The organism is Companilactobacillus paralimentarius (assembly GCF_963227125.1).
GTDB lineage: Bacteria > Bacillota > Bacilli > Lactobacillales > Lactobacillaceae > Companilactobacillus > Companilactobacillus paralimentarius.
Genome location: NZ_OY724131.1, coordinates 2,530,884 through 2,552,004 on the forward strand (window position 1 = coordinate 2,530,884; position 21,121 = coordinate 2,552,004).

Annotated in this window: 16 protein-coding genes and 2 pseudogenes; 8 read left to right on the forward strand and 10 right to left on the reverse strand. The window is 35.0% G+C overall.

Annotated elements, in window-relative coordinates:
* Window positions 1-310: 310 nt before the first annotated feature.
* From trpX to ACI6PB_RS12455, 3 genes are read left to right on the forward strand one after another with little or no spacing between them, the layout of a single operon-like run.
* A complete protein-coding gene (gene trpX / locus ACI6PB_RS12445) occupies window positions 311-1,318 on the forward strand; it encodes a tryptophan ABC transporter substrate-binding protein (RefSeq protein WP_025085990.1) in 1,008 nt (335 codons plus the stop codon).
* Window positions 1,315-2,205, forward strand: coding sequence for an ABC transporter permease (locus ACI6PB_RS12450; RefSeq protein WP_404327526.1), 891 nt, complete (start codon window positions 1,315-1,317; stop codon window positions 2,203-2,205). Before trpX ends, ACI6PB_RS12450 begins: the two co-directional genes overlap by 4 nt.
* Window positions 2,202-2,951 carry an ABC transporter ATP-binding protein gene (locus ACI6PB_RS12455; protein ID WP_025085992.1) on the forward strand — a complete coding sequence of 250 codons (750 nt, stop codon included), beginning with the start codon at window positions 2,202-2,204 and terminating at the stop codon, window positions 2,949-2,951. The genes ACI6PB_RS12450 and ACI6PB_RS12455 overlap by 4 nt, the downstream gene beginning before the upstream one ends.
* Before the next feature lie 55 nt (window positions 2,952-3,006).
* On the opposite strand, the pseudogene ACI6PB_RS12460 reads toward ACI6PB_RS12455, so the two are convergent.
* The 7 genes and pseudogenes from ACI6PB_RS12460 to ACI6PB_RS12490 form a co-directional block, all read right to left on the reverse strand.
* Window positions 3,007-3,849, reverse strand: a pseudogene (locus tag ACI6PB_RS12460) (IS3 family transposase); the annotation flags it as partial.
* Window positions 3,850-3,854: 5 nt separating this feature from the next.
* On the reverse strand, window positions 3,855-4,388 hold the full coding sequence (locus ACI6PB_RS12465) for a helix-turn-helix domain-containing protein (RefSeq protein WP_025086434.1): 534 nt from the start codon (window positions 4,386-4,388) through the stop codon (window positions 3,855-3,857).
* An 88-nt stretch (window positions 4,389-4,476) separates the two neighbouring features.
* Window positions 4,477-5,616 (reverse strand): SLAP domain-containing protein, encoded by a 1,140-nt coding sequence (locus ACI6PB_RS12470; protein ID WP_025084849.1) that lies wholly within the window; start codon window positions 5,614-5,616, stop codon window positions 4,477-4,479.
* Between the two features lie 161 nt (window positions 5,617-5,777).
* Window positions 5,778-7,820 carry a BglG family transcription antiterminator gene (locus ACI6PB_RS12475; protein WP_025084848.1) on the reverse strand — a complete coding sequence of 681 codons (2,043 nt, stop codon included), beginning with the start codon at window positions 7,818-7,820 and terminating at the stop codon, window positions 5,778-5,780.
* Between the two features lie 73 nt (window positions 7,821-7,893).
* The gene (locus ACI6PB_RS12480) at window positions 7,894-8,520 is read right to left on the reverse strand and encodes a ketohydroxyglutarate aldolase (RefSeq protein ID WP_025084847.1); all 627 of its coding nucleotides are present in this window, start codon (window positions 8,518-8,520) and stop codon (window positions 7,894-7,896) included.
* Window positions 8,521-8,529: 9 nt separating this feature from the next.
* Window positions 8,530-9,423: a 4-hydroxy-tetrahydrodipicolinate synthase gene (dapA, locus tag ACI6PB_RS12485; protein WP_025084846.1), complete on the reverse strand. Its 894-nt coding sequence runs from the start codon at window positions 9,421-9,423 to the stop codon at window positions 8,530-8,532.
* A gap of 12 nt (window positions 9,424-9,435) precedes the next feature.
* Window positions 9,436-10,275, reverse strand: a pseudogene (locus ACI6PB_RS12490) (PTS transporter subunit IIC); the annotation flags it as partial.
* A gap of 334 nt (window positions 10,276-10,609) precedes the next feature.
* Between ACI6PB_RS12490 and ACI6PB_RS12495 the strand changes: the two are divergent.
* Window positions 10,610-11,488 carry an IS3 family transposase gene (locus ACI6PB_RS12495; RefSeq protein WP_309511212.1) on the forward strand — a complete coding sequence of 293 codons (879 nt, stop codon included), beginning with the start codon at window positions 10,610-10,612 and terminating at the stop codon, window positions 11,486-11,488.
* A gap of 59 nt (window positions 11,489-11,547) precedes the next feature.
* Complete coding sequence (locus tag ACI6PB_RS12500; RefSeq protein WP_404327527.1) at window positions 11,548-12,339, forward strand: Cna B-type domain-containing protein; 792 nt, start codon at window positions 11,548-11,550, stop codon at window positions 12,337-12,339.
* Between the two features lie 73 nt (window positions 12,340-12,412).
* Here ACI6PB_RS12500 and ACI6PB_RS12505 read toward each other — a convergent pair whose 3' ends face one another.
* Window positions 12,413-13,306 (reverse strand): helix-turn-helix domain-containing protein, encoded by an 894-nt coding sequence (locus ACI6PB_RS12505; protein WP_404278774.1) that lies wholly within the window; start codon window positions 13,304-13,306, stop codon window positions 12,413-12,415.
* Window positions 13,307-13,672: 366 nt separating this feature from the next.
* Here ACI6PB_RS12505 and ACI6PB_RS12510 point away from each other — a divergent pair, with 366 nt between their 5' ends.
* Entirely contained in the window at window positions 13,673-15,094 is a 1,422-nt protein-coding gene (locus ACI6PB_RS12510; protein ID WP_025084831.1) for an amino acid permease, read from the forward strand.
* A gap of 57 nt (window positions 15,095-15,151) precedes the next feature.
* Here ACI6PB_RS12510 and ACI6PB_RS12515 read toward each other — a convergent pair whose 3' ends face one another.
* Window positions 15,152-15,799 carry a nitroreductase family protein gene (locus ACI6PB_RS12515; protein ID WP_025084830.1) on the reverse strand — a complete coding sequence of 216 codons (648 nt, stop codon included), beginning with the start codon at window positions 15,797-15,799 and terminating at the stop codon, window positions 15,152-15,154.
* Between the two features lie 242 nt (window positions 15,800-16,041).
* On the reverse strand, window positions 16,042-19,296 hold the full coding sequence (locus tag ACI6PB_RS12520) for an MMPL family transporter (RefSeq protein ID WP_404327528.1): 3,255 nt from the start codon (window positions 19,294-19,296) through the stop codon (window positions 16,042-16,044).
* A 167-nt stretch (window positions 19,297-19,463) separates the two neighbouring features.
* On the opposite strand from ACI6PB_RS12520, the gene ACI6PB_RS12525 reads away from it, so the two are divergent.
* The gene (locus ACI6PB_RS12525) at window positions 19,464-20,057 is read left to right on the forward strand and encodes a TetR/AcrR family transcriptional regulator (protein WP_025084828.1); all 594 of its coding nucleotides are present in this window, start codon (window positions 19,464-19,466) and stop codon (window positions 20,055-20,057) included.
* Between the two features lie 72 nt (window positions 20,058-20,129).
* The gene (locus tag ACI6PB_RS12530; RefSeq protein ID WP_056955673.1) at window positions 20,130-21,068 is read left to right on the forward strand and encodes an AEC family transporter; all 939 of its coding nucleotides are present in this window, start codon (window positions 20,130-20,132) and stop codon (window positions 21,066-21,068) included.
* The last annotated feature ends 53 nt before the right edge of the window (window positions 21,069-21,121 follow it).

The window sequence follows — 21,121 nt, forward strand, 5'->3', positions numbered from 1 at the left end:
CTATGAACATTTTGTGGTTGACAATTTTGAACTTATGAAATATATTTGAAACATCAAATTCGTTAGGAGATTTCATTATGAACAAATCATACTCTCTCAACATCGCGAATATTCGTTGGCAAAGCCGATAACTCAGATTGGTCCGATATGGATTCAGTCTGAAAGGATTGTATCCATGTCGGCTTATTAAACTATGATAATTTTAGAGCCCACATGGAATTCTGTAAAAAAAAGACCATGTGGGTATTTTGTTTTTTTAGGCAATCCCACAAACTCTGGGGTTGCCTTTTTAATTTGGGGGAATTTAACGATGAAACATACGAGAAGACTTTACGCAACACTAGTTGCCTTAGCAGCATTTTTAATCTTTGCATTCTTTTACACTGGACATGCTGATGCCCGTAAACAGAACGCTATTCCAAAAGTTGGAGTTCTACAATTGATGTCACATCCAGCTTTGGATCAAATCAATAAGGGAATTGATGACACCTTAAAGAAGCACGGTTATATTGATGGCAAGAACGTCAAAATTGAATTTCAAAATGCTCAAGGTGATCAAAGTAATTTAAGAACCATCAGTAAACAATTTGTACAGGACAACGTTGACGTAGCGGTTGGTATCGCTACTCCTTCAGTTCAATCTTTGAAAAATGCTACTAATAAGATTCCTATTGTCATGGGGGCTGTTACTGATCCAGAAGGTGCAGGAATTATTTCTAACAACAAGAAACCGGGTGGCAATATTACCGGTGTCTCCGATCAAGCACCTCTAAAAGCTCAATTACAATTAATGAAAAAAGTAGTTCCAGATTTAAATACTATCGGCATTATCTATACTTCTAGTGATGCTTCAGCTACTAGTCAAATGAAAAAAATGAAACAGTTGGCTAAGCAGAATGGCATGAAGGTCGAAGTTTCCAGTATCAACTCAGTTAACGATTTACAACAAGTCGCAACTGCTTTAACACAAAAAGTTCAAACTATTTACGTTCCTACCGATAATACCGTGGCCAGTGGTATGAAGTTATTATCTTCAATTGCTGCCAAACAAAATATTGCTGTTTTCCCAGCTGCAACCACTATGGTTAAAGATGGCGGATTAGCTACAGTTGGTTTAAGCCAATATGAATTAGGACAAAAAACTGGTGAACATGTTGTTAGAATTTTACAGGGTAAGGAAAAAACCGCTACAACTCCAGTTACCTTTATGCAAAAAGGGCATTTAATGTTAAATGAAAAAATGGCCAAGAAATTGAATATCCAATTTCCTGACTCATTAGTTAAAGAAGCTCAAAAGAAAGGACAAATAATCAAATGAATCTAATCGTATCTACTATAAGTCAGGGTTTCATCTGGTCAATAATGGCCATTGGTCTTTTCATCACATTCCGAATTCTCGATTTTCCTGATATGACAGTTGAAGGAAGTTTTCCACTCGGTGCTGTCACAGCTATCAGCCTAATTCAAGAAGGCCACTCAACACTCTTTGCTTTACTAATGGCATTTATCTTCGGATGTTTAGCTGGATTTGCAACGGCCTTTCTCTATGCCAAGTTAAATGTTCCTATCCTTCTAGCTGGTATTTTGACAATGACTGCCCTCTATTCCATTAATTTAAGAATTTTGGGAAATGCTAACATGTCTTTAACTAAATCAAGAAATATTTTCACTGAATTTGGCTTGGATAAACTGCCAACTAACTTCAATGGTATTATCTTGGGGATCATCATTATTGCATTGATTATTTTCCTACTAATCATTTTTCTCAATACCGAAAAGGGTCAAGCTGTTATCGCTACAGGTGATAATGAGACCATGGCCGCTTCATTAGGTATCAACACTACTGTCATGAAATTCATCGGTTTGATGGTTTCTAATGGAATTGTAGCTTTAACAGGTGGATTGATTGCCCAACAAAACGGATTTGCCGACGTTAATATGGGTATCGGCGTTATCGTTATTGGCCTTTCAGCTATTATTATCGGTGAAGTTATTTACCCTGATGTTCCACTAAGCATTCGACTTATTACCATTGTTATTGGTAGTATCGTCTACCGTTTGATTCTGATGATTGTTCTTCAATTAGGTTTCAATACCAACGATTTGAAGCTGATTTCAGCCATTATTTTGGCATTATGCCTTGCTCTACCAACAATTCGTGAACAGTTCCTAAAGACTATGAGAAACGGGGTTAAAACAAAATGAAACCATTACTAGAAATAAAAGATGCCGTCAAAACTATTTATAACGACGACGAAAATCTAAATATTCTTAACCACATCAATTTAACAATTAACCCTAAAGATTTTCTAGTTGTTTTAGGAACAAATGGTGCTGGTAAATCAACCTTACTTGATGCTATCACTGGTACTAATGAATTAAGTTCTGGAAAAATTTTATTAAATGGTAAAGATATTACGGATGAAAACTTGGCCAAACGTAGCCGTAATATCAGTCGAGTTTACCAAGATCCTAAATCTGGTACAGCTCCCAGAATGACTGTAGCTGAAAACTTGTTACTGGCTAAACGTCGTGGTTTACCTAGAAGATTACATTTACGTCATCTTAAGGAGAACATGGATGAATTCCAAAAATTGATTTCTAATTTACCTACTCTGGATAATCGTCTCAACACTTTTACTGAAAAGCTATCTGGTGGTCAAAGACAGACGTTAAGCTTCTTGATGGCAATTATCCAAAAGCCTGAATTACTGCTCTTAGATGAACATACAGCTGCCTTAGATCCTCAAACTAGCAAAGATTTGATGGAACTAACTAATAAAGTCATTCTGGAAAAAGAATTAACTTGCATGATGATTACTCACGATTTATCTGACGCTATGAAATATGGAAATCGTTTGATTGTTTTGAAAAAGGGTGAAATAATCCTAGATTTAAACCAAGCTGAAAAAGATAAGATTAAAGAGAAAGATTTACTTCAATACTTCTAAAGAAAAAGGGCAATCCATTGAAGTGCAATAAAAAAGTTAGACATTTTTATAAGTTTTAAAAAATCATGGATTGTTCCCTGTATTCTACAGGGGACAATCCATTTTTGTTTAAAGAAATACGTTTATTGTTGTACCAATTGATATATTTAGCGACTATGTTCTTTAATTCGGTTAGGTCATCGATATTATACCTATAAAGACATTCTCTTTTGAGCAGATTAAAAAAACTCTCAATTGGGGCATTGTCGTGACAATTGCCTTTTCGAGACATACTTTGTTCAATACCCATTGTTTTTAGGGTATCTCGATAATATTTGAGCTGATAATGCCATCCTTGATCAGAGTGAAGGATTGGTTTTAAAGAGGGAACTATATTTTGCTTCAATTTTTCTAGAGTATCTAATATTAGTAATTTATTAGGGCTCAAACTTATTGAATAAGATAATATTTCGCCGCTGGCCTGGTCCAGCACGGCGGATATATAGCCCCATTTGTCTTTACGCAAACGTATTTGAGTTACATCTGTATGTAATACTTTTAAAGGTTCTGTCTCAGTAAATTTCTGTTTGATTGTATTAGGAACTATTTTTCCAAGGTTACCTCTATAGGAACAGTAACCGGATGTGTGTTTTGAAAAAATAACTACTTTTAATTTAAGTTTGGTCATTAAATGCCGAATTGTTTCTGGAGAATTTTTGAATCCGACCTTGAGAGACTCTTTCCAGATTCGACGATAACCGTAGGTTGAGTTTGAATCGTGATATGTTTTAACAATAAAATCTTTTAGTTGAGCGTATTTATCTGTTTTATCAGTTTTACTAAGGCGTTCATAATAAGTTGATCTTGGTAGATCGACCTTAGTTAATAACTCATTCAACTTGTATTTTTTAAGTAATGATTTGACTAATTTTGCTTTTTCGAGTTGTGATCGTTTTCTCGCAAGGTCTTTAGTGCTTTTAAAATATCACGGTCCATTTCGGCATCATGTAGTTTAGCTTTTAGATCAAGAATTTCCTGTTTATATTTCTCTTCTTTTGTGGAATTTAAACGTGTTTGTTTCTTCTTTTTCTTGGCCATTAACGGTCGTCTCCCTCTGGGACGACGCCTTAATCCAATAACACCATATTGATTATATTTATAGATCCATGAATCAACTTGACTAGGTGATATCTTGAAATAAATTGCAGTATCAAGGCGACTGATCTCATGTAATTTATAATATTCTATCACGGATAATTTGAAATCTTGAGAATATTCTTTATGGGATTTCTTACTTATCAAATAATCAAGTCCATTCGCCTCCGCTTGATGGATCCAGCGATAAATCGGTGATTTACTGGGCATTCCATATTTTTTCGATAATCCAAGTATAGAAATTTGTCCATCAAGGTATTCATTTACTAATTTAGCTTTGAAATCTGAAGAGTATTTGGTCATAAAAAAAGTGCTCCTAAAGTTGTTAGATTATATCTAACAATTTTAGGGCACTTCACATTACGGATTGTCCTTTTTGAGTACTATTTAATTAGATAATTTCGCTAACTTTGATCCATTGGTTAGTAGCAACACGGTACATCTTTACACCGTTTTGAGTCTTCATTAAGTCAGTTGCCCATGGTGTGTTAGGTCCTAATTTAAGATTTACAATAGCTTTGCCGTTATCATCATAGATTTGAGCAAAACCAGTATTCTTAGTTGTTACGGCTCTAACATCAGATTTTTGAGCTGTTGTATCATCTGATGAGCTGTTGTTGTCTTTATCGTTTGTTGTAGTTGAACCTTCAACAAGAATATCTGATAACTTCAACCATTCAGTTGTAGAAACTTGATAATAAGTTACTCCATTGAGGACCATCTTATTATTTGTTTGCCATCTTGAATCTTTACTCAATGAACGACTCAATACCTTACCGTCTTTATCATATAAGTGAGCTAAAGGAACAGTAACTTTTACAATTCCCTTAATAGGAATAATTCCATCAGCGGCACTCTTTGTAACAGTAACAAATTGAGTATTACCTTCGTTTTGTAGAGTTAAGTCCTTGCTTGCTGTTGTGTAGCCTTCTGGCAATTGAGTATCTGTTAATGAAACCTTAACCCCAGCTTTGTCGCCAAAGATTTCAGTTCTACCAACCTCAGTTTCATCAGCTGTCTTAAAGATAACTGTGTTAGAAACTTTCTTCGTTACGGGAACGTTATATTCTTTTCCTTCAACTAAATTAATAGTTTGCTCTGCATCGTTATTCCATGTGCAGCCTGCAGGTAGATTAGTCAATTTATAATCATTGCCGTTACCACCATTAACTGTTTCTGAGTTAACTAATTTACCGTTTTGATCAACGTAATTAACCTTAACTGAAATCATCTTAGTAACTACAACTGACTTGCTGTCTCCGTCGTTACCAAAAGTAACCTTACTACTGTCAGAACTTGTGTAACCATCTGGAGCAACAGTAATCTTTTGACCCTTTGTTCCTTGATATGCACGTGCTGGGCTGATGGTATTACCGTCAGCATCAACGAATGTCACGTAATTTGTAACTGTTTGATCTGCTTGTGTTGTTGCTTGAGTAGCAGCGTTAACTGTTACAGGAGTGACGATTGTTCCTAGCACCATGCCAGAAACTAAAATTCCACTAAGTAGTAATGATGTACTCTTCTTCAAAATAACCCCTCCATATTGTTCAATACTAAACACTTTAAATCTTAGATTAGTCAAACATATGTTTCAAGCTATATTACGCAATTTTATCAAAACGTTTACAATGTTTTTCTTCCTATTAATGTATAAAAAAAATAAAACAATCGAAGGTTTATTTAAATTCCTCAATACTTATATATGTAATTTATAACATCCAGTGAACTACATTTTTCATCATCTAATATCTTCATAAATTTTTCATCGCTAATTAAATTCATTAAATCATTCAATGCATTTAAATGATCAGTTGAATTAATAGCACTTAATGAAAATATATACTTAACTCGCTTATTTTCAGATAATACAATAGGTTCTTTTATTGATAGAATCCCTATCCCTATTTTATTGGCTCCAAAGTGTGGATTTGTATGCGGCAATGCAATATTAGGGGCTATCACAAAATCAATTCCGTTATTGATTTGATTTAAAATCTTGGAAATATATGATCTTCTAATAATATTATTTTTAAGAAATGGTACTAGGCTTGCCTCTACTGCATCTTGATAATCACGATAGCTGGTATGTAACTGGATATAATCCGGTTTAATTACATCCTTTATTGAAAGTTTATGAACATTAAATATTGGCTTAGATCTAAATATATCTTCAGATAAATCTTTCCTAATCTTTTTTAACATATCTTCATTACGGACATTATTATTTATAACTTTCATTACTGTATCTAACGTAGGGGCAACAAAATTATTGGATGAGAAACTACTATTAACTTTTTGTACGATTGCATATTTATCATCATCAGTCAAAATTGGATTGATTACAAAGCATGGTTTTTCCAGTGTAAACAAATCACTTCTATAAAAAGTGGAAAATATCATATCAATTTCATCCAAATGATTTTTTAACTCTGAATAAGGAAATGGCATCATAAATTTAATATTGGGAAAAATGTTAGTTAATTGTAAATATGCTAAAGCAGAACTTCCGATACCGTTTGGGCAAACAATAGCCGCTGATAAATAATTCCTTTTATTCTGATTGGAATCATAAATGAAACCAATCAAATGAATTGTTAAATAGGCAATCTCTTCATTAGGAACTTTACCTAACTCATCCTCAAATTTGGATATAGTTTGCGACAACAACTCAAAAATTTCATTATATTCCTTCATAACTTGCTTCGTTAAAGGGTTAGTAATGGGAAATTTAAATTGAAGTCTAAAATACATCGATCTAAAATGTGTAAAAATTTGACCAATAACTTTTTTGTTATCCGTAAAATCTATTCCTGATATATCAGAAAATTTATCAACAATTTTTTCAGTGATACTATAAATATAATTATCAATATCAAAATTTTTTTCTCCGCCAATACTCAAACAAAGTACAGTTGTGGCCACATATTCGGCCGCATTTTTATTCTCGATTCCTAAGGAATCTAGTAACTCTTCCGAGAATCTGTATTCATTAGTTTCACGAATATTAAACTTTTTAACATTGGCCGGAACGTAATTTGGCTTTATGTACAATCGATCAATAATAATCGTCAGTATATAGCAAAATTCCCTCAGTCTATTTTCTACAAATTTAATTTGATAATGATCTTTTAAATTCGATACCAATTCAAAAATTTCATTTAATCCATAACGACAATTAGAATCTATAAAATTATTTAGGAGTTCAGATCTATTCTCCACCAACTCATTAGAGATATTCTTAATTAAACACATTCTAATAGCATCTTCACGGCCATTTATTTTATAACCAGTTTTTCGATCATAACTTATTTTTAACTGCTGGGAGAACAAATCCAATTCCAACTGTTTTAAGTCTTTTGAAACTGTTGACTGACTAACACGTAACAATTCTTGCAAATGTACTAACGACAAATATTTATTGCTCGTTGAAAGTAACAACGTTAAAAATAGTTTTCTCTCGTCATTGCTCAATACATACCTTTTTAAAGACATTAAGTTCTCTGATACACGAATATTCAATAAATAATCATAGGTTTCACTGGGAACAGTGATATATACTCCGTCGGCATCAATTTCTTTTTTTCCTTTTTCATCTAAGTATTGGTTCAATTTATCAATGGAATACTCTATCTGCCTATCTGATAATGAAAACTTTTTTGTCAATTCATCCTTTGTTAACACCGGATTTTGAATCAACTTATCAATGATCAACAATTGTTTTTTATCTAGCACGTATAATCACCTTCCATTATCTAGCAATAAAACCAAAAGAGTAGTTACTTCCGCCCTTTTGGTTTTTTTGATCTTATTCACGATATTCATCAATTTTATTTCTAAACTGTTGGGCACTCTGAGCTATATCATCCACGGTCCCTTTGGATAGGGCACCGCCAATGCCGACGATATCAGTACCAGCCTCAAGCCAATCCGTAATATTATCTACCGTTACACCACCAGATTCTATCAATGGTAAATAAGGAATTGGAGTCTTCATTGTTTTGATTAAATCAGGACCAACGATTCCTCCATATGGAAAGATTTTGACAAAAGTAGCTCCTGCTCGTAATGCAGTGATAGCTTCAGTAACAGAAGTACATCCAGGTGCATAGGGAATTTGATATTGATTACATAATTTGGCAACTTCTGTGTCAAACATTGGTGAATAGATAAATTGAGCACCTGCTTTAATAGCATCTTTTGCTGTTTCTCCATCCAATACAGTTCCGGCACCAACTAACAATTTGTCGCCAAATTTTTCCTTTAAAATTTTAATCGAATTAGCTGCACTATCTATGGTGTAACTGACTTCCATTACATCAACTCCGCCTTTAACAATGCCTTCAGCAATTTCGATAACACGATCAGTTGATGCACGTACAACTGCCAACGCACCACTGTCATAAATACGATTCATATAATCAAGTTTTTTCATACGACACCTCTAAATAATATTATTGGTTCTGTAATAACTAATCATTCTGTCAATATCTTCAAGTTCATCACTATTGGGCATCATCACAGGATCCTTAGCTGGTCCAACATTAATTCCACTAGCAGTTACAGTAGCTTTTAGTGCAGACGGAGTTGTTCTTGTATGCAAAACTTTTCTCAACGGTTCAATTCTGTGTTGGCATTCCTCAGCCATCTTTAAATTGCCATTTTGATAATATTCATAAATATCAACGTCATTTTGGGTTAATAGATTAGCTGTTGCAGCAATTGCTCCATCACCTCCGGCTTCTAATAACGCCAAAATCTTCGAATCGGAACCTGATAACACACCAAAATCTTTATTAGCTCGAAGTTTCAAATAACCACGCATGTTATCAATACTTCCAGAACTATCTTTTACTCCAACAATATTAGAATTCTTTGATAGTTCGGCAACTGTTTCAGGGTCAATATTTACACCGGTTTTTCCGGGCATATTATAAAGAATAATTGGAACATTTACTGAATTAGCTAATTTTTCAAAATGATTGATTAGTTCTTCCTGAGTAGGCGGTACAAAATAAGGCGTTACCACTGACAAAGCATCTGGATTCAAAGTTGCGATTCTCTGACTAAAGTCAATCGTTTCGGAAGTACTATTTAATCCTGTCCCAACAAAAATTTGAGTTCTATGATTTACATATTCAATTACATGTTTAGCAAAGGAAAATTTTTCATCCTCTGTTAATGAATACGCCTCTCCATTTGTTCCTAAAATAAAGATTCCATTAATGTTATAAGTTAAAAGTTTATCTATCAATTTATCTGTTCTTGAATAACTAATTTTTTGATCATCGGCTAATGGTGTAACCATTGCGACAATAATTCCAGAAACGTCTGTCAAAATATATCCTCCTTAATGAAAGATTCCTAAGAACCAATTTAATAGTGAACCTACAACGTTGTAGTCGACGTTTGGGAATGTTGATCCAGTAATTCCAAGTGATGAGAATGTTGGATAAAGTAATAAAGGTAAAAAGGCTAACAATAATCCGACTACAAACGAACCTAGAATAGCGCCTCTCCATCCACCAGTTGAATTACCAAAGATACCCGCAGTACCACCGGAGAAGAAACAAATATGTGCAGCAGGAATGATAACGATTGGGAATTTCAACATAACCATTACAACAATTGCCAACAAACCGGCTGTGTAAGAACTTAGAAAGCCTACCAAAACAGCCGTAGGTGCAAATGGGAAAATTGTGGGAACATCCAATGCTGGACGTGAACCTGGAATGAATTTTTCTGAAATGGCAACGAAAGCAGCTGTAATTTCAGCAAGAAACATACGAACACCTGTCATCAAAATAGAAATTCCGGCCGTAAATGTTAAAGCTTGAATCATTGGGAAGACTAACCAATCAGTTGTTCCTGACAATTTTGTAACAACAGTTTTACCTGCAGCTAACGCAGCAACATAGAAAATAACGATCATAACAACCGCAACTCCCATTAGGAAATCCTTAAAGAAAGATAACCATTCTGGAAACTTGATGTTTTCTGTTGTTTCATCTTTATGACTTTTGAAAATATTGCCAATAAAACCAGATAGAGCGTAACCAATCATATTGAAATGACCTATAGCTTGAAAATCTCCACCTGTTATTTTTTTCATAAATGGTTGGCATAATTGTGGAAGTGCTGCTGAAACAAACCCTAAAATTGTTCCGCCAACAATGGATGTAAGCTGATTCCTGAGACAACTTTTAAGAGAGCGTATAATGAATAAATCGTCTCTCAAAAGGAAGGAATTTTTACATGCCAACTCGTTACGACAAAGAATTCAAACAAAACATCATCAACCTATATAAGCAAGGCGAATCAGCTGCCCAACTGGCCAGATAATATGGCATTGGCTATTCAACCGTTCATAAGTGGATCCAGGGCCAAGCCAAAACTCAATCCGGTAAATCGCCAGACGAAATTAAAGCGATGGAAAAGCGGCTGGCTTCCCTGTCTGAGGAGAACGAAATCCTAAAAAAAGCCCTGGGCTTCCTTGCGCAGAAGTAACCAATATTTTTGATTACATTCACCAAGAAAGCCATCACCACCAGGTAACTAAGATGTGCCGAATCCTCGGTGTTTCCAGAGCTCAGTATTATCGTTATCGATCCCCAAAGCCTTCAAAACGCCGGGCCGAAGATGCGGACTTAAAACAACGGATTCTGCGGATCTTTGCGGAATTTAAGCAGCGATACGGTGTTATGAAGATCCACCATGAATTGAATCTGGAACTTCAACCACTGCAGCGTCGGTGCAGCCCAAGACGGATTTCCCGGCTCATGAAGGAACTGGATATCCACTCCGTTACCGTCAATAAATGGAAAGCGGCTTCGGCTTCCAAAACCAAGGTTGAACAGCGTCCCAACTTGCTTAAGCAGGATTTCTCGACCACTGGTTTAAATCAAAAATGGACCGCTGATATGACCTATATTCAAACGAAGCGTAATGGCTGGTGTTACTTATCAACCATCATGGATCTGCACTCAAGACGAATTATCGGCTATTCATTCTCAAAAAAGATGGATACTGATTTAGTCTTAAAGACCCTGGAAAGCGCGGTTAAAAATCGAACCATTACTGGGGACCTGATTATCCACACAGACTTAGGATCACAGTACACCAGCGATGATTACAACCAACGGTTAACAGAACTACATATCCGCCACTCTTACAGCCGTAAGGGGTGTCCATACGATAATGCACCAATGGAATCTTTTCATGCTTCCCTCAAAAAGGAATGTGTTTATCCAGTGCCGGTCTTTGAGAATTATGAAACTGCCGCTGCTGTCCTTTTTGAATATGTGCATGCTTTCTACAATAGGAAGAGAATTCATAGTTCACTGGGCTACCAGACCCCCTTACAAGTTGAAATCGCAACACTTGCGAGCCAAATGGCCGCCTGATTTAATGCTTTCCAGGGTTCAAATAAGTTATTAATCACGATTAATGATTTATTTGAGCTGTGGAAGGTAAACGCGGTTCTGAATGTCTCTTAAAACCTGTCTCAAATATTGACTTCAATCCAACTGTTACAAAAGATAGTCTTGCTACAATTACTAATACTTTGAATCATGTAACGCCACCAATTGATAATAAGACTAAGTTGACCATTACAAAGACTTGGAACGATGAAAATAATCAAGATAAGATTCGTCCTGATCAAGTTAAAATCCAATTGCTAGCTGACGGTAAGGAACTCGGTGATCCTGTTGTCTTGAATGCGGATAATGACTGGTCATATACTTGGAATAACCTTGATAAAAACGTCAAATATTCTGTTAAGGAAACTCCAGTTACAGGTTATACTACCGAGGTTAAACGGGTTGATACTAACAATATTTCCATTACCAACACGCATTCGACTAATACGCCGGTAAATCCTAGTAAACCAGATAATCCTGACAAACCAACGACACCGACAAAGCCTACAACTCCAACTACACCTATAGAACCTGAACAACCTGTAGAACCAACTATTCCTAGTCAACCAAGCAACCCTAATACTTCTACTGATACTAATTTGATTCCTTCAGAGTCTGATAATAACGAATCTTCTTCAAAGGATTCAACACCATTACTTCCAGATAATCCGCTCACACCGGCTAAAGCTAGTGATCCTAATATTCCAAATAATGATGCAACTAAAGGTTTATTACCACAAACTGGCAATCAAACGACTTGGGTACTTAGTTTACTCGGTATAATTGTTTTAATAGTCTTAGGACTATATAGTTTAGTTAAAAGATTAATCTAAACAAAAAAAAGCTGAAACTTTTTTATCAAAGTTTCAGTTTTTTTGTATTTGAGTGTTTTTAGTATAAGAAATACTATTTTTTGAAGCCAGACTCTTTGTTATATTTTTCAAGCAAGGAATTAATTCTATCTTCAACTGTTGCGTTGTGATTGATTTTAGCAAAAGCTAAAGATTCATTTAATAATTCTTCAATTTCTTTATGTGGTCTCTTTTCATTGATAGCTATTTCCGCGGAAAGAAGTTTCAATCTAGGTAAATAATAAGTAATATGTTGCTCCGAACAAAGTTTTATTCCCCGTGAAACTAATTCATTACTTTTATCATATTTCTTATTTTTTATATAAAACTCCGCTGTATAAAAAATAATTGTTAATATTCGTAAATAAACATTAATTCCATTCTTTTGATATGTTTCATCTTTATGCAAATCAATATAGTTCCAGACCTTCTCAAAGAAGAAACTAGCCTCATCGATCATACCTAACCTAAAATAAAATACACCCAAGCCAACGTATGATAGATGAGTATAAATTGTTTGATGCTTCTCATCCAAATCATTTAATATGCGTGCAAAACAATAAAAAGCATTTTCAAGTTTACCATTTGTCAAAGCTTCATAAAGTCCCCGTTGATAATAGTATTGCATCTTTAATGCGTTATTATGAATTTCATCCGCATTAATTTCAGACAATCCCTTGAAAGTGTTCGAATAATTTTCCATCATTAATTCACTTTCAGTTTTATTTAGAAGTGACTTCATATGTGTCGTCGTTGCTATTGAATTTCTATATAGATCATCAACAGAAAGTCCCAACCTCTCACATAATTTACTTAAAATGGTCAACGAAGGTATTCGACCATTATTTTCAAATTTACTAAGAGTTGATTGTGTGCAAATGTCCTTACACAGTTTTACTTGGGATATTTTCAGCGATTTTCTCCGCTCAATAAATATATTAATATCCATAATCTCATCCTATTGTTTTTAAATCCTAGAAATATTTTGTGCGGGATATCAAGGTTTTTGATCACCCATATTCCGCACAATATCAGATTTAAAAATTTCCTTTACTTATAAACACTGTTCATTATCTAATTTATACCTTAAATTGTAAACACATATCATTATATTTATATTGAATCATATTTAATTAATTTTTATTTCAAAATATGAACAATGCTATTCATATTTTACCCATACCATTCACATGTGATGAGTAACATACCTAATGAAAAAATAAATGACAATTTCATCAGACTGCGGTATCATAGAATCCATGTTGCAAAAACAACTGTTCACTAATAGTGAACAAATTAGAAGTGAGGGGTTAATATGGCTAAGAAAAATTTAAGTCGTAGTCTATCATCTAGACAAATGCAAATGATCGCCTTAGGTGGAACAATTGGAGTCGGTCTGTTCATGGGGTCTGCTTCAACCATCAAATGGACTGGTCCTTCAGTTTTACTTGCCTATGGATTAGCTGGCGTGATTCTTTATATGGTTATGCGTGCATTAGGGGAAATGCTATATGTCGATCCTTCAACTGGTTCTTTTGCCAAATATGCAACAGAGTATTTACACCCTGTAGTTGGGTATTTAACTGCCTGGAGTAATGTTTTTCAATACTTGGTAGTCGGTATCAGTGAAGTTATTGCTGTCGGAACTTATCTAGAATTTTGGTTCCCAACCATGCCCAAATGGATAGCAGGTGTGGTGGTTGTTGTTACATTATGCCTAGCTAACCTTACATCTGTCAAAGCATATGGTGAACTGGAATTCTGGTTTGCCTTAATCAAAGTTTTAACAATTATTATGATGATTATTTTAGGATTTTTTGTTATCGTCTTTGGAGTAGGTAATCATGGTCATCCAGTTGGTATCAGCAATCTCTGGACTCATGGTGGTTTCTTCACTGGTGGATTAAAAGGATTCATCTTTGCTTTATCTATTGTTGTTGCTTCCTATCAGGGAATCGAGGTTATCGGTATCACAGCTGGTGAAGCCGAAAATCCTCAAGAGAATATCATCAAAGCTATTCGTTCTATCGTTGGACGTATTTTAATTTTCTATATCGGTGCTATTTTTGTTATCGTGGCTATTTATCCTTGGGATAAATTGGGTACAATCGGATCACCTTTCGTTGAAACATTCTCCAAAGTTGGTATTACCTTTGCGGCCGAAATTATCAACTTCGTTATGTTAACAGCCGCTATGTCTGGGTGTAATTCTGGTATTTTCAGTTCTAGTAGAATGCTTTATACACTAGGTCTAGAGAAACATTTACCTAAATCATTCGTAAAATTATCTCGTCATAACGTTCCATACATTCCCGTACTAGCCATTTCTATCGGTATCTTGATTGGATTAATTTTGAACTACTCATTGCCTGTTCTACTACATACTTCTGGTGATGTCTTTGTTATCGTTTATAGTTCAAGTGTTCTTCCAGGTATGGTCCCTTGGTTCGTCATTCTCTTTAGTGAATTAAGATTCCGTAAGATCAATCAAGATAAGATGAAAGATCATCCCTTCAAAATGCCATTTTTCCCTATCAGTAACTATTTGGCAATTATTTCCTTAATAATTATTTTGGTATTCATGTTCTTAAATCCTGAGACCACAGTCTCACTACTTGTAGGAGTTGTTTTCTTGATTGTCATGTCAATCATCTACTTCCTAAAAGAACGCGGCAAAGTACCTGTTGAAGATACTAAGCCTGAAGCATTTTCAAACTTTGAAGAAAATAAAGACTAAACAAAAAAGCTCAATGTATCTACTAGCAACTAGTAGTACATTGAGCTTTCTTTGTTTTTACATAAAATCAGTAACATCTTTAACATCATAACGAACTGACTTAGTATAGTCGCCTTCCGGTTTACCAATAGCAACAGCTGTAACTGGAATATATCTTTCACTGTCCAAACCAAAGGTTGAAGCAATTTTACCAAAATCATAACCTGACATTGGGTTGGCTTCGTAACCATGAGCACGTGCAACTAGTAACAATTGCATAGCAGCCATACTGCCATCGATTGTAGCATCCTTTTCAAGAAAACTTCTGTCAGCATGTTCATACAAAGGTAAGAATGTCTTAAAAACCTTATCACGTTCCTCAGGGCTAATTTGACCATTCTCACAAGCCTTATTCCAAACATCACGATACTTGTAATGTGATTGTGTATCACCTAAAACGAAGATAATTGCTGAACAACTGTCAGTCTGTGGATAGTTGAAAGGCATCATAACAGAATGGGCTTTCTTCTTACCTTCTTCATCATCACAAACAACAAAGTGCCATGATTGTAAGTTACAAGCTGAAGGAGCAGTAATTGTTTCTTCAAGCATTTCTGAAATTTCTTCACGAGAAATTTTTACATCACTTTGGAACTTTCTATATGAATGACGATTGAACATAATATCTTTAAAATCATTATTAACTAAATTCTTTGTTTCATCCATTAATCTTCATCTCCAAATATTTATCATACTTAATTCTACCGCCTTGATTAAATCTTGTAAACACTTTCACAAACTGGGTAGATGAAGTAAGAAATTTACGAATCATTCTCACTAACCACTCATCGTTAATGTACTGTTTGATGAATTTCATGAGTAAATCATGATTGACTTTCACCATCAAGTTAGCGGCACTTAAAAAGATCCAGCAACTCTATACTGAGTCACTGGATCTTTTATTTTAATTATTTAGTTTCTTTTGAAGTTTTCTTTTTCTTAAGATCGCCATGTTCACTCATTTCATGCCATTCGGCTAAACTGATCAAATTGGACATAGTCATTGGTAAGATGAAGACTAAGACAACTAATCCGATAATTACACCTAGAGCAACTTGAATCAAAGTTGTAACACCACTAGGAATCAAAGCGGCAAAGGTACCACTCAAGATAATAGCGGCACTGATAACAACCGCACCAATTGCTGTAGCAGCTCTCAACATTTGACTCTTCAAGTTAGCATCATCGTGATCATCCCTATAACGAATCATTAGGAAGATACTGTAATCAACACCTAAGGCCATCAACATAATGAAAGTAAAGAATGGTGTGTTCCAACTCAATAATGGTCTTCCCAAGAAGGTTGCAGAAATCATTCTTGTTAAGCTCATTGAAACAGCATAAGCAGTTAACAATGTACCGATAATCATCATTGGTTGCAAAATTGATTTAATAACAACGATCAAAGCAATTCCGATGCCAATCAACATGATAATAGCTGTACGCTCGAAGTCACCATTAGCAAGAGTTCTCAAATCGTTATCTTGTGATGTTTGACCACCGATAGCAACCTTAGTTCCAGCTAATGCGCCATGTTTAACTTGAGACTTCAAATCTTTTTGCATACGTTTGAATTGTGTATTTGCTTTAGTTGAATTTGGATCACCCTTTAATACAACTGTTAGAGTTGTGATCTTATGATGATCTGCCATGTATGTATCTAGAGCTGGCTTGAAGGCATTTGACTTAATCGTAGCTTTAGGTAGATAGAAATCATCACCGATATATGACTTACGTAATTCAGTCAAATATTGATTCATGGTATCACTACCACTTGCCAAAGTTGTCAATCCATCAGAGGCACTACCAAGTCCTTGTTGCAATTGATCAACTTGTGAAGACATTGATTGCAACTTAGTATTCAAGGTTTGAACACCTGTATTAACTTGTTGACTAGCAGAAGCAACAGTACCGGCACCACTATTCAAAGTAGAACTCGATGCATCTAATGTATTAGTACCACTAGCTAAAGTACTTGCTCCACTAGCAATTTGTGAGTTAGCGCTAGCAAGACTATTAGCACCTGATGACAATTGACCAGCACCACTGGCAACTTGGTTAGCACCACTAGCTAGAGTTTGTGTACCACTAGTTAATTGACTAACTTGACTTGTTAAGCCAGGAAGTGAACTTGTAAATTGATTGATACCGCTATTCAAAGTACCAGCACCACTATTTAATTGATTAATACTACTTACTAATGTAGAAATTTGGTTAGCACTTAATTGACCGCCAGTTGCTTGGCTAAGTGCACCACTACCTTGTAATTGAGCAAGTAATGGTTTTAGTTGGTTAACTGTTGCAGTTAGTTGATTCATTTCAGTAGCTAAAGTATTACTACCTTGACTCAATTGTTGAACTTGACCAGTCAATGTAGGCAGACTAGCTGCTGTACTACCGACACTAGATGCTAATTGATTAGAACCACTAGCAACTTGGTTAGCACCACTAGCCAAAGTTTGTGTACTTGAGGCTAAAGTATTTGCACCACTAGCTGCTTGGCTACTACCAGAAGCTAATTGTTGAGCTCCTGAATTAGCACTTGAAACCCCAGCCGTGTAATTACTGATACCAGATTGTAATTGTTGGGTACCAGCTTGTAACTCTTGAGTACCATCGGCCAATTGTTGAACTTGGCTCATGCTACCACTGATATTTGCGTTACTTAATTGTGTATTTGCACTATCTAAGCCTGATTTAATAGTATTTAAACCTTTTTTAGATGAATCCAAACCTTTAGTAATAGTCTTCAATTGATCTTTCAAATACATTGAACCAATCTTACTACCACCAGGTTCAGTTACAGAAGCAACTGTCTTAACACCATCTTCTTTTTGAAGATACTGTGTTAATTGATCGACAGCAGCTAATTTAGATTGAGTATTTAATTTCTTATCACTCTGAATATAAATTGTGATAGGAGCTGTCATACCTTTAGAGAAGTGCTTTTGAATTATCTCGTACCCAGCTTTTGACTTATAGCTACTTGGTAATTCATCAGCATTATTAAAGTTCAAATCAGCGTTCATAGTCATAACGAATGGAATAGCTAAAATAACAATTACACCCAAGACAATAGCTGGTTGTGCCAAAGCTGTCTTAGATAATCCATGCCATAAACGACTTGAACTACTACCATTAGAAATTTTACTTGGCCAGAATAATTTTGGACCAAGTACGGCCATGAAGAACATGTTCAATGTCAATAGAACTGGCAATAGAACAAGAACACCAATTGCGACGGCTGAAGCACTTTGATAGAACGAGAACTTAGCTAGCCACAAAACTGAAAATCCGATTAGAACTGAAATTCCTGAATAGAGAACTGTTCGACCACCATGTTTACGAGTTGACCTCATTGCATCGACCGGATCTAGTCCATCTGCCAACGCTCCCTTAAAGTAATCGTAAAGTAAAATATTATAATCAGTACCAATACCAAACAAGACAACGACTAAGAAGACTTGGGTAAAGTTAGAGATTGGGAATCCAGCATGTTGAGCTAGATTCATGACAACACTCAAACTGGTAACAAAAGCTACACCAACGTTTAATAAGGAAATAATTGGCACGATTGGTGAACGGAAAACTAAAATCAATACGATAAAGATAAAGATAACCGCAATAACTTCAGTCTTTTGAATACCTTTTTCAGTTACGGTTGAGAAATCATCATTTAAGGCATCACTACCTGTGACGTAAGTATTAATACCAGAAGTCTTTAACTGACTGTTAAGTTCTTTTACTTGGTGCTTAACAGTTCCATTAGCCTTAACCGTAATTTGGGCTAACTGAGTTGTTTTGTCTTTAGAAACCAACTGCTTCTTTGTTTCAGCATTATCTGTTGGTCCCATGACATTAGTAATACTTAGACCTGATTCATTCTCTAAACCAGACAAAGTATCCTTAATCTTTTCGGTTTGATTGGAAGAAAGCTTTTGATTTCCATTACTAAAAACAGCCGTATATGTACGGACTGATTTATTATTATTCGCTTTTTTCTGAATCTTATTAGCTACTTCACTCTCCACTGTGTTGGGTAGCTTTATCCCACCATTTTCTCTGACTAACTCTGAAACGTTTGGCATAGCGACGATTGCAATCAAGATTACAACCAGCCATACGATCAGTGCTGGCCACTGTTTACGACGAAAATCTTTCATAAAAATCACATTCCCTTAATCAAATTCAGTTATCCATACTTGGACAGTTGTAAAAATACAAATGTAATGATAAGGTTAATTACGAATTTGGGCAAGAGACAAGTCTTGTCATTTTGTCTAAACTTTGACAATTTATGAAAATTGTCCAGAATTGAGGCGCTTACATTTTGAAATATAATCCAAACGTTAAACAATCACGTGGTATTGAACGTACCCAACGGGCATTTGCAACCGCTATGTTTGATTCCTTAGCTCAGAAACCTTTTGACAAAATTACAGTAAATGCTCTCTGTGAAAAAGCCGATTACCCACGTGCCACTTTTTATAATTACTTTGATGATAAATTTGATCTTTTGAATTTCTGTTGGTTCAAATTAGGACAAGATACTCACCTGGACGTCAACAATACCCAAGAAAACAAATTAACCATTAAGGAGACCTTTGCGCAGATCTATAAATTATTTGAAGATTATCAGTCTCTACTATTAAGTATTATCGAAAATAATCCAATCGACAGTCCCTTAGTAAATCATTTTGTCCGTCATTTTACAGATGTCATTTATACATCTATCAAGAACAATTTTGAAATTAAGGACATCAATACTCCTTCAGAGTTAGTAGCTCAACATTGTAGTACAACAATTATCGAAATTTTGAGATGGATCTACTTAGGTCAACATAAAGTAACCCTCGAAGAGGCCGAAACTTACTTGACTGAATTACTCTCTGGACCAATTCGTTTACAAAAAGATAAACAATAATTTACCAATTTCACCACTTTTTGCAAAAAAGAGTACCATAGAAGTTATATTTATTATTGAAGGGTGTTTTTTATGGGTGTTTTCTTCTCAAGTATTCAAGGAATTCTAATAATCATTGGCCTAATCGCTGTTGGTTATGGTTTAACTCATTTAGGCTGGTTTTCAGAAAACTCAACACAATTGATTGCGAAATTAGTTACACAAGTTGCTTTACCTACCTATATGATTTCAACTATCACTAAAGACTTTACGGCTGAAAAATTGATCAAACTCTTACCTGACTTAGTTATTCCCGTTTTGTCGATGACTATTTTGATCTTTGTTTCTATAATTTTAATTAAAGTTTTGAAAATTGATCCTAAACATAAAGGCTTATTTTCATCAATGTTTTTCAATTCCAATACTGTTTTTGTCGGTTTACCTGTTAATATGGCACTATTTGGTGAAAAAAGTTTACCTTACGTCTTGGTCTATTACATGGCTAACACAACTTTCTTTTGGACACTTGGAACTTATTTAATTCAAATGGATGGAGAAATTAAAGGTAAATTCAAACTAAAGACGACTCTCAAAAAAATTTTTTCACCACCATTAATGGGATTCATTATCGGATTGATCTTAGTCATGCTCCATATTCAATTGCCTAAGTTCTTAATGTCAGACTTTGAATATCTAGGTAATCTGACTATTCCTTTATCCATGATCTTCATTGGTATTTCTATCTACAACGCTGGTTTAAAGAATATCTCATTTCACAAAGACAATTTGGCAATTCTCTTCGGAAGATTTTTATGTGCCCCATTATTAATGGCTGCTCTCTTCCTATTCATTCCTGCCACACCTTTGATGAGACAAGTTTTCATCGTCCAAGCAGCTATGCCAGTTATGACTAACGCCCCTGTTGTAGCAAAGCTTTACCATGCCGATTCAGATTACGCAGCTATCATGGTTACCGAAACAACTTTACTAAGTTTGATTGTTGTTCCTATCATTATGGTTCTAATTAAATAACTTTCAGCTTGCCATCAATTTGGTAAGCTTTTTTTGTGAAATTTTATTTCTTC

Bases quoted from the DNA above. Each gene is read 5' to 3' on its own strand.
- ACI6PB_RS12510 (WP_025084831.1), top strand. From the start codon at position 13,673: ATGGCTAAGAAAAATTTAAGTCGTAGTCTATCATCTAGACAAATGCAA.
- ACI6PB_RS12480 (WP_025084847.1), bottom strand. From the start codon at position 8,520: ATGAAAAAACTTGATTATATGAATCGTATTTATGACAGTGGTGCGTTG.
- ACI6PB_RS12505 (WP_404278774.1), bottom strand. From the start codon at position 13,306: ATGGATATTAATATATTTATTGAGCGGAGAAAATCGCTGAAAATATCC.
- ACI6PB_RS12515 (WP_025084830.1), bottom strand. From the start codon at position 15,799: ATGGATGAAACAAAGAATTTAGTTAATAATGATTTTAAAGATATTATG.
- ACI6PB_RS12455 (WP_025085992.1), top strand. From the start codon at position 2,202: ATGAAACCATTACTAGAAATAAAAGATGCCGTCAAAACTATTTATAAC.
- ACI6PB_RS12450 (WP_404327526.1), top strand. From the start codon at position 1,315: ATGAATCTAATCGTATCTACTATAAGTCAGGGTTTCATCTGGTCAATA.
- ACI6PB_RS12465 (WP_025086434.1), bottom strand. From the start codon at position 4,388: ATGACCAAATACTCTTCAGATTTCAAAGCTAAATTAGTAAATGAATAC.
- ACI6PB_RS12530 (WP_056955673.1), top strand. From the start codon at position 20,130: ATGGGTGTTTTCTTCTCAAGTATTCAAGGAATTCTAATAATCATTGGC.
- trpX (WP_025085990.1), top strand. From the start codon at position 311: ATGAAACATACGAGAAGACTTTACGCAACACTAGTTGCCTTAGCAGCA.
- ACI6PB_RS12520 (WP_404327528.1), bottom strand. From the start codon at position 19,296: ATGAAAGATTTTCGTCGTAAACAGTGGCCAGCACTGATCGTATGGCTG.